Origin of the sequence: Paenibacillus oryziterrae (genome assembly GCF_042610485.1) — a bacterium.
Classification (GTDB): domain Bacteria; phylum Bacillota; class Bacilli; order Paenibacillales; family Paenibacillaceae; genus Paenibacillus_AQ.
On the sequence record NZ_JBGJZO010000024.1, the window covers coordinates 36,370 to 50,083 of the forward strand.

Annotated in this window: 25 protein-coding genes; 23 read left to right on the forward strand and 2 right to left on the reverse strand. The window is 45.1% G+C overall.

Annotated elements, in window-relative coordinates:
- Nucleotides 1–2: 2 nt before the first annotated feature.
- A complete protein-coding gene (gene tuf / locus ACAN55_RS19785) occupies nt 3–1,193 on the forward strand; it encodes an elongation factor Tu (RefSeq protein ID WP_379136845.1) in 1,191 nt (396 codons plus the stop codon).
- Nucleotides 1,194–1,292: 99 nt separating this feature from the next.
- Here the strand turns inward: tuf and ACAN55_RS19790 are convergent, their stop codons facing one another.
- Both ACAN55_RS19790 and ACAN55_RS19795 read right to left on the reverse strand, forming a co-directional pair.
- On the reverse strand, nt 1,293–1,634 hold the full coding sequence (locus tag ACAN55_RS19790; protein ID WP_379136847.1) for a cupin domain-containing protein: 342 nt from the start codon (nt 1,632–1,634) through the stop codon (nt 1,293–1,295).
- A 30-nt stretch (nt 1,635–1,664) separates the two neighbouring features.
- Nucleotides 1,665–2,114: a V4R domain-containing protein gene (locus ACAN55_RS19795; RefSeq protein ID WP_379136850.1), complete on the reverse strand. Its 450-nt coding sequence runs from the start codon at nt 2,112–2,114 to the stop codon at nt 1,665–1,667.
- Nucleotides 2,115–2,278: 164 nt separating this feature from the next.
- On the opposite strand from ACAN55_RS19795, the gene ACAN55_RS19800 reads away from it, so the two are divergent.
- The 22 genes from ACAN55_RS19800 (at nt 2,279) to rpmD (ending at nt 13,693) form a co-directional block, all read left to right on the forward strand.
- Nucleotides 2,279–2,971: a Crp/Fnr family transcriptional regulator gene (locus tag ACAN55_RS19800; protein WP_379136853.1), complete on the forward strand. Its 693-nt coding sequence runs from the start codon at nt 2,279–2,281 to the stop codon at nt 2,969–2,971.
- 340 nt (nt 2,972–3,311) lie between these two features.
- Nucleotides 3,312–4,574, forward strand: coding sequence for a protoglobin domain-containing protein (locus ACAN55_RS19805; RefSeq protein WP_379136855.1), 1,263 nt, complete (start codon nt 3,312–3,314; stop codon nt 4,572–4,574).
- 225 nt (nt 4,575–4,799) lie between these two features.
- Nucleotides 4,800–5,108 carry a 30S ribosomal protein S10 gene (gene rpsJ, locus ACAN55_RS19810; RefSeq protein ID WP_017692074.1) on the forward strand — a complete coding sequence of 103 codons (309 nt, stop codon included), beginning with the start codon at nt 4,800–4,802 and terminating at the stop codon, nt 5,106–5,108.
- 42 nt (nt 5,109–5,150) lie between these two features.
- Nucleotides 5,151–5,774: a 50S ribosomal protein L3 gene (gene rplC, locus ACAN55_RS19815; RefSeq protein ID WP_379136859.1), complete on the forward strand. Its 624-nt coding sequence runs from the start codon at nt 5,151–5,153 to the stop codon at nt 5,772–5,774.
- A gap of 22 nt (nt 5,775–5,796) precedes the next feature.
- Nucleotides 5,797–6,420: a 50S ribosomal protein L4 gene (rplD, locus tag ACAN55_RS19820; protein ID WP_379136862.1), complete on the forward strand. Its 624-nt coding sequence runs from the start codon at nt 5,797–5,799 to the stop codon at nt 6,418–6,420.
- Nucleotides 6,420–6,713 carry a 50S ribosomal protein L23 gene (gene rplW, locus ACAN55_RS19825; protein ID WP_379136865.1) on the forward strand — a complete coding sequence of 98 codons (294 nt, stop codon included), beginning with the start codon at nt 6,420–6,422 and terminating at the stop codon, nt 6,711–6,713. The genes rplD and rplW overlap by 1 nt, the downstream gene beginning before the upstream one ends.
- Nucleotides 6,714–6,739: 26 nt before the next feature.
- On the forward strand, nt 6,740–7,570 hold the full coding sequence (gene rplB / locus ACAN55_RS19830) for a 50S ribosomal protein L2 (RefSeq protein ID WP_379136868.1): 831 nt from the start codon (nt 6,740–6,742) through the stop codon (nt 7,568–7,570).
- Between the two features lie 75 nt (nt 7,571–7,645).
- Nucleotides 7,646–7,924, forward strand: a complete 279-nt coding sequence (gene rpsS, locus ACAN55_RS19835; protein WP_054943975.1) for a 30S ribosomal protein S19 — start codon at nt 7,646–7,648, stop codon at nt 7,922–7,924.
- A gap of 31 nt (nt 7,925–7,955) precedes the next feature.
- Nucleotides 7,956–8,288, forward strand: a complete 333-nt coding sequence (gene rplV, locus ACAN55_RS19840) for a 50S ribosomal protein L22 (RefSeq protein WP_154970576.1) — start codon at nt 7,956–7,958, stop codon at nt 8,286–8,288.
- Between the two features lie 13 nt (nt 8,289–8,301).
- Nucleotides 8,302–8,967 carry a 30S ribosomal protein S3 gene (gene rpsC, locus ACAN55_RS19845; RefSeq protein ID WP_379136873.1) on the forward strand — a complete coding sequence of 222 codons (666 nt, stop codon included), beginning with the start codon at nt 8,302–8,304 and terminating at the stop codon, nt 8,965–8,967.
- Nucleotides 8,968–8,969: 2 nt separating this feature from the next.
- Nucleotides 8,970–9,404, forward strand: coding sequence for a 50S ribosomal protein L16 (rplP, locus tag ACAN55_RS19850; RefSeq protein ID WP_036652954.1), 435 nt, complete (start codon nt 8,970–8,972; stop codon nt 9,402–9,404).
- On the forward strand, nt 9,394–9,591 hold the full coding sequence (rpmC, locus tag ACAN55_RS19855) for a 50S ribosomal protein L29 (protein ID WP_019908232.1): 198 nt from the start codon (nt 9,394–9,396) through the stop codon (nt 9,589–9,591). Before rplP ends, rpmC begins: the two co-directional genes overlap by 11 nt.
- A gap of 43 nt (nt 9,592–9,634) precedes the next feature.
- A complete protein-coding gene (gene rpsQ / locus ACAN55_RS19860) occupies nt 9,635–9,901 on the forward strand; it encodes a 30S ribosomal protein S17 (RefSeq protein ID WP_379136878.1) in 267 nt (88 codons plus the stop codon).
- A 39-nt stretch (nt 9,902–9,940) separates the two neighbouring features.
- Nucleotides 9,941–10,309 (forward strand): 50S ribosomal protein L14, encoded by a 369-nt coding sequence (gene rplN, locus ACAN55_RS19865; RefSeq protein ID WP_066367616.1) that lies wholly within the window; start codon nt 9,941–9,943, stop codon nt 10,307–10,309.
- A 37-nt stretch (nt 10,310–10,346) separates the two neighbouring features.
- Nucleotides 10,347–10,700 carry a 50S ribosomal protein L24 gene (gene rplX / locus ACAN55_RS19870; RefSeq protein ID WP_019908235.1) on the forward strand — a complete coding sequence of 118 codons (354 nt, stop codon included), beginning with the start codon at nt 10,347–10,349 and terminating at the stop codon, nt 10,698–10,700.
- A 31-nt stretch (nt 10,701–10,731) separates the two neighbouring features.
- Complete coding sequence (gene rplE, locus ACAN55_RS19875; RefSeq protein WP_379136882.1) at nt 10,732–11,274, forward strand: 50S ribosomal protein L5; 543 nt, start codon at nt 10,732–10,734, stop codon at nt 11,272–11,274.
- A gap of 50 nt (nt 11,275–11,324) precedes the next feature.
- Complete coding sequence (locus ACAN55_RS19880; protein ID WP_379136884.1) at nt 11,325–11,510, forward strand: type Z 30S ribosomal protein S14; 186 nt, start codon at nt 11,325–11,327, stop codon at nt 11,508–11,510.
- A 32-nt stretch (nt 11,511–11,542) separates the two neighbouring features.
- Nucleotides 11,543–11,941, forward strand: coding sequence for a 30S ribosomal protein S8 (gene rpsH, locus ACAN55_RS19885; RefSeq protein WP_379136887.1), 399 nt, complete (start codon nt 11,543–11,545; stop codon nt 11,939–11,941).
- A gap of 30 nt (nt 11,942–11,971) precedes the next feature.
- Nucleotides 11,972–12,514, forward strand: a complete 543-nt coding sequence (gene rplF / locus ACAN55_RS19890) for a 50S ribosomal protein L6 (RefSeq protein ID WP_379136889.1) — start codon at nt 11,972–11,974, stop codon at nt 12,512–12,514.
- Between the two features lie 85 nt (nt 12,515–12,599).
- Nucleotides 12,600–12,968, forward strand: a complete 369-nt coding sequence (rplR, locus tag ACAN55_RS19895; RefSeq protein ID WP_379136892.1) for a 50S ribosomal protein L18 — start codon at nt 12,600–12,602, stop codon at nt 12,966–12,968.
- Between the two features lie 27 nt (nt 12,969–12,995).
- The gene (gene rpsE / locus ACAN55_RS19900) at nt 12,996–13,493 is read left to right on the forward strand and encodes a 30S ribosomal protein S5 (RefSeq protein WP_379136895.1); all 498 of its coding nucleotides are present in this window, start codon (nt 12,996–12,998) and stop codon (nt 13,491–13,493) included.
- 14 nt (nt 13,494–13,507) lie between these two features.
- On the forward strand, nt 13,508–13,693 hold the full coding sequence (gene rpmD, locus ACAN55_RS19905) for a 50S ribosomal protein L30 (protein WP_379136897.1): 186 nt from the start codon (nt 13,508–13,510) through the stop codon (nt 13,691–13,693).
- Nucleotides 13,694–13,714: the final 21 nt, after the last annotated feature.

Sequence of the window (13,714 nt, forward strand, 5' to 3'; positions counted from 1 at the left end):
AAATGGCAAAGGCAAAGTTTGAACGTAACAAACCGCACGTTAACATCGGTACTATTGGTCACGTTGACCATGGTAAAACGACTCTGACTGCTGCAATCACTACTGTACTGTCCAAGAAATACGGCGGTGCTGCTGTAGCATTCGACCAAATCGATAAAGCTCCAGAAGAGCGCGAACGTGGTATCACTATCTCCACAGCTCACGTTGAATATGAAACTCCTAACCGTCACTACGCACACGTAGACTGCCCTGGACATGCTGACTATGTTAAAAACATGATCACTGGTGCAGCGCAAATGGACGGAGCGATCCTGGTTGTATCCGCAGCTGACGGCCCTATGCCGCAAACTCGCGAGCACATCCTGTTGTCCCGCCAAGTAGGCGTTCCTTACATCGTTGTATTCTTGAACAAATGCGACATGGTTGAAGACGAAGAACTCTTGGAACTGGTTGAAATGGAAGTTCGCGACTTGCTTAGCGAATACGATTTCCCAGGCGATGATACTCCAATCGTTCGCGGATCCGCTCGTGAAGCTCTGCAAAACCCTGAAGGCGAATGGGCTGCTAAGATCGTTGAAATGTTCGAAACCATCGATACTTACATCCCACTGCCAGAGCGTCAAACTGACAAACCTTTCTTGATGCCTGTCGAGGACGTATTCTCCATCACTGGCCGCGGTACCGTGGCAACTGGCCGCGTAGAACGCGGAACAGTTAAAGTCGGAGAAGAAATCGAAATCGTTGGTATTCACGAAGAAAAGAAAAAATCCGTTGTTACAGGCGTTGAAATGTTCCGTAAATTGCTCGATTCCGCTCAAGCGGGCGACAACATCGGCGCATTGCTGCGTGGTGTAGACCGTAACATGATCGAGCGCGGCCAAGTATTGGCTAAGCCGAACTCCGTTAACCCACACACTGAGTTCACTGCTCAAATCTACGTTCTGACTAAAGAAGAGGGCGGACGTCACAAACCTTTCTTCACTGGTTACCGTCCACAGTTCTACTTCCGTACAACTGACGTAACTGGCATCATCAACTTGCCAGAAGGTACTGAAATGGTTATGCCTGGTGACAACATCACTGTAACTGTTTCCCTTATCTCCCCTATCGCTATCGAAGAAGGAACTAAGTTCTCTATTCGTGAAGGCGGACGTACAGTTGGAGCAGGTTCTGTAGCTTCTATCCAAAAATAATTTCACTCTATCCCTAGCGGGTAGATGTTGGAACATAAAAAAGGTGGTCTTCTCACGAAGATCACCTTTTTTTATATTTCTGTGATTTGCTGCTTAATACTAAACCTCGCGTGCGTATTCAGGACTTGGAATTTTGCATAACACAACATGAAGGCTTGCCGGTGTGTCACCTGTATTGGAGTAAGCAAACGATTCATTTCCGTCGATGTGGATAAGATCACCTTTTTCGAACGGACTATTCGCTTCATCTACAACAACTGTTCCCTTCCCCTCCAAGGCATGTATATATACATCTGTACCGGGATGTTTATGCACAGGCAACTGCTGACCGGGCATAAAGTTTAGAATGAAAACAACACTCTCTCCCTTTTGAAACAAAATTCGCTTAGTAAAACGTTCCTCTGAGTATTGTAGAGCCTCACTGATTTGTTTTTTCTCCATGTTTATATTCCTCCTAATTTATAATTCAATTTACAGCCGTATTTCATACTCACAATGCTCATGTCCCGTAACGTTGCATTTAATTTCTTTTACCGTTACAGTTCGGCCCATGATTCTACATAAAGCGCCTTCTAAGATGGCTCCTTCCAGATCGCAGACCATTTTCTCTTCTTCCAGAGTGGGTAGTCCTTTGCAGAAACAATCATCTACAGCAATGTTGATTCTGCGTTCATCCTGATAGATGATACGCGGTATGCCAATCTCCAAGCTTTGAAACAGCTCCAGAAGCTCCTCCACGGTTTGTGCCGGAAGACTGGCTCCTATTTTTCGGCCTATGGTGACAGTAGTGCTTTTCCCGCCCATAGGTAGGCCCTGGCTCATACCAATAAGACGGATGGTACGGAATAATTCCAGCGGAACAGTGTCACTAAGGGTGCTTCTGTCGATCTTTTTCATATCCTCAAACGTATATGCCTTCATAGATTAACCTCCTTGTTCTTCGTTCATCCCTACAGCTATTGTGCCACAGGAATACTGAGAACTCCTTGATATAGATCAATTTCTATGAATATTGTGATGGCAGTCACAAGTCTGGATTCAGCACATGCTAAGGTTAATGAAGAAGATTGAAAGGAGAAATCTAGATGAAATGCTCCTGCTGTGAGTTACGATCCTGCGTAAGTCGTGTACCTGTGTTTAAAGGTCTATCCGATTCAGAGCTTGCACAGATAGATGCCATAATAGATTCCGGAAATTATAGTAAAGGAGATTTGATCTTTAGAGAAGGAGAAGAGTCAGACTCATTGTTTGTGTTAAACAACGGATTGATCAAGCTGACGCGGACTAATCAGGAGGGGAAAGAGCATATTGTACGCTTCTTGTTCCCAGGAGATTATTTTGGCCAGTTCTCGTTATTTCAAAAGAAACAAAATTATGTGAATGCTGAGATGATTGAGGATGGAACGGTATGTAGGCTGCATCGCAAAGATTTCCTCCCGCTGTTGCATAGTAATGCTGCTCTTGCCTGCAATTTTCTGTCCTCCATGAGTGAGCAGCTATATCATGCAGAAGATTGGGCGGCTGCAATGCATATAATGGAAGCGGATAAACGTTTAGCGAAAATACTACTCTATTTCCATTCCAAAGCTCCTTCTGCGAAGAGGGTTATTTTGCCGGCATCCAAAAAGGAAATCGCTGCAATGATCGGTACGACAGCGGAAACGTTTAGTCGAAAGCTAGCACAGCTGGAAGAGATGAATTTGATTCTTCTAAGCAAAAGAGCTGTAAATATATTGGATTTGGAAGCGATTCGAGAAATGGCAGGGGAGAACAAATAATAGAAGAAAAAAACTTATGAAAATAAGACTTTAGATCTATTTTTTCACACGAAATCTTCCGATAATAAAACTATAATCAATATTTCGATGATATTAGTCACATTTCGACAAAGAAAATAAGGAAATAGACGCTTTATTTTGTCGAAAAAACAACGGTTTTAGTGATTGAGTAGTGTTCAATTCATAGAACCATGCTGACCGATTGCATCGAATTTATATTGGGATAAAATAGTGCAATTAAGGAGTGGTTTTTGTGGGGAAATGTCCTTTTTCTTTTCTACATGGTTCAAACGCGGGGAAGGGTTCTGGAGAATCTCCTGCCGCTCACGAATTTAATGCGATGGTTCAATCTCGTTCTAGAAATACCGACTTTCATGTTCTTGATGGCCAAGACGAGTTGAATGAGCAAATGAGAATGATCGATCTTACAGAAAGAGACTTAACTTTGCTACGCAGTATGAAACCAGCGGTTGAGCGTAATCTGGACTATATAACAGACCAGTTCTATAACACTGTACTTGGCGTCGATAAGTTAGAGAATATTATTTTAGAGTATAGTACGATTGACCGTCTGAAGAAGACTTTGCACGATCATATCCTTGAAATTTTTGATGGTGATGTGGATGAGAAATATATAGCCAAACGGCTTGTGATTGCCCGTATTCATAAGAAGGTTGGACTAGAGCCGAAATGGTACTTATCAGCCTTTCAGAATCTGCAAAATGTATTTATTCGCGTGATCTACAATGAAACTAAAGATGATTTGGAACGTTTGGATGTAGTGCAGACGGTTACCAAGCTACTTAATTTAGAACAACAGCTCGTATTGGAAGCTTATGAGAAAGAAAATATCAAGGAGAAGGAAGAACAATACCAAAACGTTAAGAATGAACTTAAATCAAAAATAGCTGAGTTCAGTGGAGAATTGATAGATTTGAGCATCGGCACAAATGCAGCTGTCGAGCAGTTGGTTGCGAGTAGTAATGAAGTGAACAACACGTTCCAGCGAACTGCATCAACGGCCATGGAATCGCAAGAGCTTGCGAAAGACGGGCAGGACCAGCTTGGTGAACTTAGCGGACATATTGAACGGATATATAATAGCACGAGTGAAATGGAGCGTTCTGTTCAAGAACTGAGCCGATTCTCTCAACAAATTCGAAAGATAGTCGGTGCAGTACAGGATATTGCAGACCAGACTAAGGTCCTCTCTCTTAATGCTACTATAGAAGCTGCGAGAGCAGGAGAACATGGCAGAGGCTTTAGTGTAGTGGCTCAGGAGGTCAGCAGATTGGCTGAAGATACGAAAAATACAGTAGTTCTTATAGGTGAGTTAACCAACAAATCTACTAAGCTTACCAGTCAGGTTGTTGATGAGATTCGAACAGTACAGGAACTCACAAAAAGCGGGAAATCCCAGTCCGTTGAGACCAGCCGGTTGTTCTCCGATATCGTTGCTTCCATGCAGGGTAGTACGCAGGAAATTGTCACTGTCGAAGAAGAAATCAAAGTGCTTATCCATACTATAGAAGGAATCGGGTCAACAACCGCTCAAACCGCAGCGTCTGCGGAGTATTTCAAGTCGGCAACAGCCGGATTGTGACCAAATGATGAATCCCGAGCAGCGCATGAAAATAATTCATGCGTTGTTTTAATTATGGCTTGCAATACTGCCCATTCTTATATATAATAATAAATGTTGTTCTGAGACGTTGCGATGATGTGAGAGGTTACTGACACACCCGGCCCCTTTGCCATGAGGTCGACGTCAGAAAATTTTCACGGAGTATGTCCGATAATAAATTGGGCGATAGAAGGAGGGACTAAAATGGCAAAGCAAAAAATTCGTATCCGCTTGAAAGCATACGACCACAGAATTCTTGATCAATCCGCTGAGAAGATCGTTGAAACAGCAAAACGTTCGGGTGCTGGTGTATCCGGGCCGATTCCGCTGCCAACTGAGAAACAAATCATTACTATTCTCCGTGCGGTGCATAAGTACAAGGATTCCCGTGAACAGTTTGAGCAACGGACTCACAAACGTTTGATCGATATTGTGAACCCAACACCACAAACTGTGGATGCCTTGATGCGCTTGGATCTACCGTCCGGTGTAGATATCGAAATCAAATTGTAATTCTTCTATTAAAGAAACAGGAAAAGAAAAGAGGTGTCAACATTGAAAGGTATCTTAGGAAAAAAACTCGGTATGACTCAAGTCTTTACTCCAGAAGGTAATGTAATCGCGGTTTCGGTTATCGAAGCTGGCCCTTGTGTCGTTCTGCAAAAGAAAGACCTGAATATCGACGGATATGAAGCAGTGCAATTGGGCTTTTCTGATAAGAAAGAAAGTCGCTCCAATAAGCCTGAACAAGGTCATGCCAAAAAGGCAAATGCAACACCTAAGCGCTACGTTCGCGAAATTCGCGGTATTGACCTCGCGTCGTTCGAGGTTGGACAAGTGCTGACGGCTGATGTCTTCACAGAAGGCGAATTTGTTGACGTAACAGGAACTTCTAAAGGTAAAGGCTTCCAAGGCGTTATCAAACGTTGGGGACAAAGCCGCGGACCAATGGCACACGGATCGCGTTACCACAGAAGACCAGGTTCCATGGGTTCCATTCAAGCTAACCGCGTTCCTAAAGGCAAACGCCTTCCAGGTCACATGGGTCATTCGACCGTAACGGTTCAAAAGCTTGAAATCATTAAAGTGGATGTAGAACGTAACGTATTGCTGGTTAAAGGTGCTATTCCAGGACCTAAAAACAGCTTCGTGAAAGTTAGACAAACCGTTAAGAAATAATTGAAGAAAGGAGGAACATGAAATGCCAAAAGTAACACTTTTTAATATCAGTGGCAATGAAGTTGGTGAAGTTGAACTGAGCGATGCGGTATTCGGTATTGAACCGAACGTGCATGTTCTGCATGAAGCAGCTCTTATGCAACGCGCTTCCCTTCGTCGCGGTACACATAAAGTAAAAGGACGCTCTGAAGTGCGTGGCGGCGGACGTAAGCCTTGGAAACAAAAAGGTACAGGTCGCGCTCGTCAAGGCTCCATTCGTTCTCCACAATGGAAAGGCGGCGGCGTAGTCTTCGGACCAACACCACGTAGCTATTCCTGGAAACTGCCTAAGAAAGTTCGTCGTCTGGCAATCAAATCCGCGTTGTCCTCGAAAGTTATTGCTAACGAGATCATCGTACTTGATGCTTTGACAATGAGCGCTCCGAAGACGAAAGAATTCGCGGCAATCCTGAACAACCTGAAGGTTGGAAGCAAGGCCCTGATCGTAGCTCCTAGTTATGATGACAATGTGGCTCTTTCCGCTCGTAACATCCCTGGGGTGAAATTCGTAGCGGCTGACGGCATCAATGTTCTTGACGTGCTGACGCACGACAAACTGATCATCACCAAGGAAGCAGTTCTGAAGGTAGAGGAGGTGTTCGCGTAATGAAAGATCCTCGTGATATAATTAAACGTCCGGTGATTACGGAACGCACATCCGACTACATGAGCGAAATGAAATATGCTTTTGAAGTGGATCTCCGTGCTAACAAGACCGAAATTAAAAAAGCTGTTGAGGCTATCTTTAAAGTTAAAGTAGTTAGTGTGAACACAATGCGTGTACCTGGCAAATTGAAACGTTACGGCAAATACTCCGGATATACTCCAGAGTGGAAGAAAGCCATCGTTAAACTTAGCCCGGACAGCAAGCCGCTCGAATTCTTTGAAGCGGTAGAATAATACTCTTAAAGTAAGGAGGGAATACAGTGCCAATCAAAAAGTACAAACCGACATCTCCGGCCAGACGTAACATGTCCGTGTCTACGTTTGAAGAAATCACCACAAATCAGCCTGAGAAATCTTTGCTTGCACCGCTGTTCAAACACGCGGGCCGCAATAACCAAGGTAAAATTACAGTTCGTCACCATGGCGGCGGACACAAACGTAAATACCGCATTATCGACTTCAAACGGACAAAAGACGGCATACCAGGTAGCGTTGCTACGATTGAGTATGACCCGAACCGTACTTCCAATATTGCTTTGATCAACTATGCTGATGGAGAGAAACGTTACATCCTCGCTCCTAAAGGCCTTAAAGTTGGGGATAAGATTGAGTCCGGCCCTGCGGCTGACATCAAAATTGGTAACAGTCTTCCACTGGCTAACATTCCAGTTGGTACAGTTATCCACAACATCGAGTTGAAACCAGGCAAAGGCGGACAATTGGTTCGTGCAGCTGGTACCGAAGCTCAATTGCTGGGTAAAGAAGAAAAATACGTATCCGTTCGTTTGACTTCCGGCGAGGTTCGTAGAATCCTCAGCGTATGTCGTGCAACAATCGGTTCCGTAGGTAACGAAGATCACGAATTGATCAAGATTGGTAAAGCTGGACGTAATCGCTGGCTTGGCAATCGCCCTCAAGTGCGCGGCGTAGTTATGAACCCGAACGATCACCCACACGGTGGTGGTGAAGGACGCGCTCCGATCGGTCGTAAATCTCCGATGTCTCCTTGGGGCAAACCAACCCTTGGTTACAAAACTCGTAAGAAAAACAAAGCTTCTGATAAATACATCGTTCGTCGCCGCACGAAATAAGACGCTTCTGGCAGTAAGTAATAGCGCGAAGCGTCGATTCGCGGCTTGAACAGTTGATGAAGGGAGGACATACACATGGGTCGCAGTTTAAAGAAGGGGCCGTTTATTGATGGCTACCTGCTGAAAAAAGTTGAGGAACTGAACGCGGCAGAGAAGAAAGTCGTTGTTAAAACCTGGTCCCGTCGCTCAACGATTTTCCCTCAGTTTATCGGACATACGTTTGGTGTATATGACGGCCGCAAACACGTGCCTGTATACGTAACGGAAGATATGGTAGGTCACAAGTTGGGCGAGTTCGCGCCAACACGTACTTACAAAGGCCATGCGGGTGACGATAAGAAAACAAGAAGATAATTAAGGTCTTCGTTCGAGAGGAGGGAAAACAATGGAAGCAAAAGCACATGCTAGATCGGTGCGGATTTCCGCTCGCAAAGCGAAACTGGTTATTGACTTGATTCGCGGCAAGCAAGTGGGGGAAGCTATCGCAATTCTTCGCCACACTCCAAAATCTGCTTCACCGGTTGTTGAGAAATTGCTTAACTCGGCGATTGCAAATGCTGAGCACAATTACTCTATGGACGTGAACAGCCTTTTCGTTAGCGAAGTTTTCGTTAACCAAGGTCCAACAATGAAACGTTTCCGTCCACGCGCGATGGGTCGCGCAAGCCGGATTAATAAACGCACCAGCCACATTACTTTGGTGGTATCTGAGAAATAAGGAGGGATAACACGTGGGTCAAAAGGTAAATCCAATCGGACTCCGGATCGGAGTCATTCGCGATTGGGAATCTAAATGGTATGCAGGCAAAGATTTCGGTACTCTTTTAATGGAAGACGTCAGAATCCGCGAATACCTTAAAGGTAAGTTGAAGGATTCCGCTGTTTCCCGCATTGAAATTGAAAGAGCAGCTAACCGCGTGAATGTAACTATTCACACTGCGAAACCAGGTATGGTTATTGGTAAAGGCGGAGCAGAAGTAGAAGTACTTCGCAGCGCAGTTACAGCAATCGCAGGCGGTAAGAAAGTTCACATCAACATCAATGAAATCAAACACCCTGAGCTGGATGCGATCTTGGTTGCTGAAAGCATTGCACAACAATTGGAGCGTCGTGTATCTTTCCGTCGTGCGCTGAAGCAAGCGATTCAAAGAACTATGCGTTCCGGTGCAAAAGGAATTAAAACACAAGTAGGCGGACGTCTTGGCGGCGCTGAGATTGCTCGTTCAGAAGGTTATAGCGAAGGAACAGTTCCACTTCATACGCTTCGTGCCGATATCGACTACGGAACGGCTGAAGCACATACAACTTACGGCATCATCGGCGTAAAAGTATGGATCTACCGTGGAGAAGTTCTTCCCCCAGCTAAGAAACAAGCTGCTCAGGAAGGAGGCAACTAATCATGTTGGTACCAAAACGCGTTAAACACCGCAAGCAACAACGCGGTCACATGAAGGGTATGGCAAAAGGCGGTACGGAACTGAACTTCGGCGAATTCGGCCTGCAAGCATTGGAACCGTCCTGGATCACTAACCGTCAGATCGAAGCTGCCCGTATTGCAATGACTCGTTACATCAAACGTGGCGGTCAAGTATGGATCAAGATTTTCCCTGACAAACCAATTACTCAAAAGCCTCTTGAGGTTCGTATGGGTAGTGGTAAAGGTAACGTTGAGAAATGGGTAGCCGTAGTTAAACCGGGCAAGATTATGTTCGAACTCGGAGGCGTGTCGGAAGAGATCGCTCGTGAAGCGATGCGTCTTGCCGCTCACAAGCTGCCAATCAAGACTAAGTTTGTGAAACGTGAAGAATTGGGTGGTGAAGCAAATGAAAGCTAATGAACTTCGCAACTTAACCACTGCCGAGATTGAACAAAAGATCGCCGGATTCAAGGAAGAGCTTTTCAATCTCCGTTTTCAATTGGCAACAGGCCAATTGGATAACCCTACTCGGATTCGTGATGTGCGTAAGGAAATAGCTCGTGCTAAAACCGTTATCCATCAAAGAGTACTTGGGATTAGTTAAGTTAGGGACGGATTAATCATCCGTATCAGGAAGGAGGCTAACTATGAGCGAAGAACGTAATGCACGTAAAGTGCAAGTCGGTAAAGTGGTCAGCGACAAAATGGATAAAACCATCGTAATTGCTGTTGAAACTTATAAAAAACATAATTTGTACCACAAACGCATCAAGTCTACGAAGAAATTCAAAGCACATGATGAAGAAAACGTTGCGAAAATTGGTGACACCGTAAAAATCATGGAAACTCGTCCACTCTCCAAGGACAAACGCTGGAGACTGGTTGAAGTTGTTGAAAAAGCGGTAATCATCTAATTTACCCGATAAACCTTTTTCCGGAAGGAGGAAATATTAATGATTCAACCATTTACACGTTTGCATGTGGCTGACAACTCTGGTGCGAAGGAACTGATGTGTATCCGCGTACTGGGTGGTACTGGACGTCGTACAGCAGCAATCGGTGATCTGATCGTTTGTTCCGTAAAACAAGCAACACCAGGCGGCGTTGTCAAAAAAGGTGATGTTGTTAGAGCGGTTGTTGTTCGTACTAAACGTTCCGTACGTCGTAAAGACGGTTCTTACATCTCTTTCGACGAAAATGCAGCTGTTGTTGTTAAAGACGACAGAAGCCCGCGTGGAACACGTATCTTCGGACCAGTTGCTCGCGAACTTCGCGATAAAGACTACATGAAGATCGTTTCCTTGGCACCGGAAGTTATCTAAATCAATGCCCCATATAGTGTCTTAGGAGGTGTAATGAATGCCTAGAGTGAAAAAAGTTCTGGAATCCCATAACAATAAACTGCATGTGAAGAAAGACGACGTGGTACTTGTGATCAGCGGGAAAGACAAAGGTAAAAAAGGCCGTGTCATCGCTGCTTATCCTCGTGAAAACCGCGTTCTGGTAGAAGGCGTAAACATGGTGAAAAAACACCAAAAGCCGAACCAGTTGAATCCACAGGGTGGAATTATTGAGCAGGAAGCTTCGATCCATGTGTCCAACGTAATGCACATCGATCCGAAGAGCGGAAAAGTAACCCGTATCGGTTACAAGGTCCTCGACAACGGTAAGAAGGTTCGGGTAGCTAAAAGATCCGGAGAGATTATCGACTAATATAGCCCTTAAGAAAGGAGGTTAAATCATCATGGCAGCAAGAATGAAAGAACGTTTTCTGAACGAAATTACACCTGCGTTGATGCAGAAGTTTAACTATACGACTGTAATGCAAGTGCCGAAAATCGAGAAGGTTGTCATCAACATGGGTGTGGGTGACGCTGTTCAAAACTCCAAGGTGCTTGACGCTGCAGTTAATGACATGCAACTGATCGCTGGTCAAAAACCAGTAATCACTAAAGCAAAGAAATCCATCGCCGGTTTCAAACTGCGCGAGAACATGCCAATCGGTGTTAAAGTAACACTGCGCGGTGAACGTATGTACTACTTCCTGGACAAATTGTTCAACGTAACGCTTCCACGCGTACGTGACTTCCGTGGTGTTTCCACTAAAGCCTTTGACGGCCGTGGTAACTACACACTTGGTCTGAAAGAACAATTGATCTTCCCCGAAATCGAGTATGATAAGGTGGATAAAGTCCGCGGTATGGACATCGTAATCGTAACTACTGCAAAGACGGATGAGGAATCCCGTGAGCTGCTCGTTCAGCTGGGAATGCCTTTCGCGAAATAAGGTAAGATTCATCCATTTCTCCGAAAATGTTTAGGAGGTGTCAGGCTAAAGTGGCAAAAACTTCGATGAAAGTTAAACAACAACGTACGCCTAAGTTTAAAGTACGTGCATATACACGTTGCGAACGTTGTGGTCGTCCACATTCGGTACTGCAAAAGTTCAGCATTTGCAGAATTTGTTTCCGTGAGTTAGCTTATAAAGGCCAGATTCCTGGCGTCAAAAAAGCAAGTTGGTAAGAAGTTTATAAACGGGAAGGAGGTTTACACACATGACTATGTCTGATCCTATTGCAGATATGCTTACTCGTATTCGTAACGCCAACACTGTGCGTCACGAGACAGTAGAAATGCCTGCTTCGACAATGAAGAAACAAATCGCCGATATTCTTAAACGCGAAGGCTTCATCCGCGACGCGGAATTCGTTGAAGATAACAAACAAGGGATTATCCGTATCTTCTTGAAATACGGCCCTAACCAAGAGCGTGTAATTACAGGCTTGAAAAGAATCAGTAAACCAGGCCTTCGCGTATACACGAAGAGCAATGAAGTGCCTCGTGTACTCGGCGGACTGGGAATCGCGATTGTCTCCACATCCAAGGGAGTTATGACCGATAAAGAAGCTCGTCAATCTAAATCCGGCGGAGAAGTTGTCTGCTACGTTTGGTAATTAACGTCACAAGATAAGGAGGTGCAACACATGTCTCGTATTGGTCGCAAACCAATCGCAGTACCTAGCGGTGTAGATGTCACTTTGGACAACACCGTGATTACAGTAAAAGGTCCTAAAGGCTCTTTGACTCGTGAGCTTCATAAAGACATGAAGGTTACGATTGAAAATAACGAAATCACCGTTGTTCGCCCGTCGGACAACAAATTGCATCGTTCACTTCACGGCACAACCCGCTCCGTTGTCAGCAACATGGTAAGTGGTGTGACTGAAGGATTCTCGAAATCTTTGGAAATGGTTGGTGTCGGTTACCGTGCCAGCAAATCCGGAGATAAGATCGTTCTGAACGTTGGTTACTCCCACCCGGTTGAAATTTCACCGGAACCGGGAATCGAGTTCGAAGTTCCTGCGAACACGAAGATCATCGTTAAAGGTATCGATAAAGAACGCGTTGGCGCTTACGCTGCTAAAATTCGTTCCGTACGTGAACCTGAACCGTACAAAGGTAAAGGTATCAAATATGAAGGCGAGCGTATCATCCGCAAGGAAGGTAAAGCCGGTAAGAAGAAATAACCGGTTTTCTCTTCATGCTAAGATTGCTCGTGCATCTTAATGAGAAGCTGCCTTTACGGCAACTGAAGGGAGTGAAAGGAAAGTCATGATTACAAAAGAGGATAAAAACAAGGCTCGCCTCAAAAGACACCTGCGTGTTCGTAAGAAAATTCAGGGTACTACTGAGCGTCCGCGTTTGAACGTGTTCCGTTCTTCGAAACACATCTACGCTCAACTTATCGATGATGTGACTGGCACTACAATCGTATCCGCTTCGACGCTTGATAAAGAGCTTACAGCTACTATCGGCAACGGCGGCAGTGTAGAAGCAGCAAGCAAAGTTGGCCAATTGGTCGCTGAGCGCGCTAAAGCAAAAGGCTACGCGGTAGTTGTATTTGACCGCGGAGGATACTTGTACCATGGACGGATTCAGGCATTGGCTGATGCAGCTCGCGAAGCAGGCCTTGAATTCTAGAATAAATCTCAAAAGGAGGTTAACGACTTGCGTGTAGATCCAAACAGTTTAGAGCTGACAGAAAGAGTTGTCCACATCAACCGCGTAGCGAAAGTTGTAAAGGGCGGACGCCGTTTCAGCTTCAGCGCTTTGGTTGTTGTCGGTGACGGCAATGGCTACGTTGGTGCTGGTATCGGTAAAGCTGGCGAAGTGCCGGATGCAATCCGTAAAGGCATTGAAGACGCCAAGAAGAATCTGATTCACATTCCTCTCGTAGGAACTACAATCCCTCACTTGATCACTGGTCATTTCGGCGCAGGACGCGTGCTGCTGAAACCAGCATCAAAAGGTACCGGGGTTATCGCTGGCGGTCCAGTTCGTGCAGTACTCGAATTGGCAGGCGTTGGCGACATTTTGACAAAATCTTTGGGTTCTTCGAATTCCATGAACATGGTCAATGCGACTTTAGAGGGACTTTCCCGTCTGAAACGTATTGAAGAAGTCGCGAAGCTTCGCGGCAAATCTGTCGAAGAATTACGCGGTTAAGGAGGGGAATGTCAATGGCAAAGTTGCAAATCACCCTCGTACGCAGTGTGATCGGACGTCCGGAAACACAACGTGTTACCGTTAAGACGCTTGGCCTGCGTAAAATCAACTCAACTGTGGTTCACAATGACAGTCCTGCGATTCGCGGAATGATCAATCAAGTGAGTCACTTGGTAGCAGTAACTGAAATCGAAGGCTAAACAGCCTCGTATAAATTAACA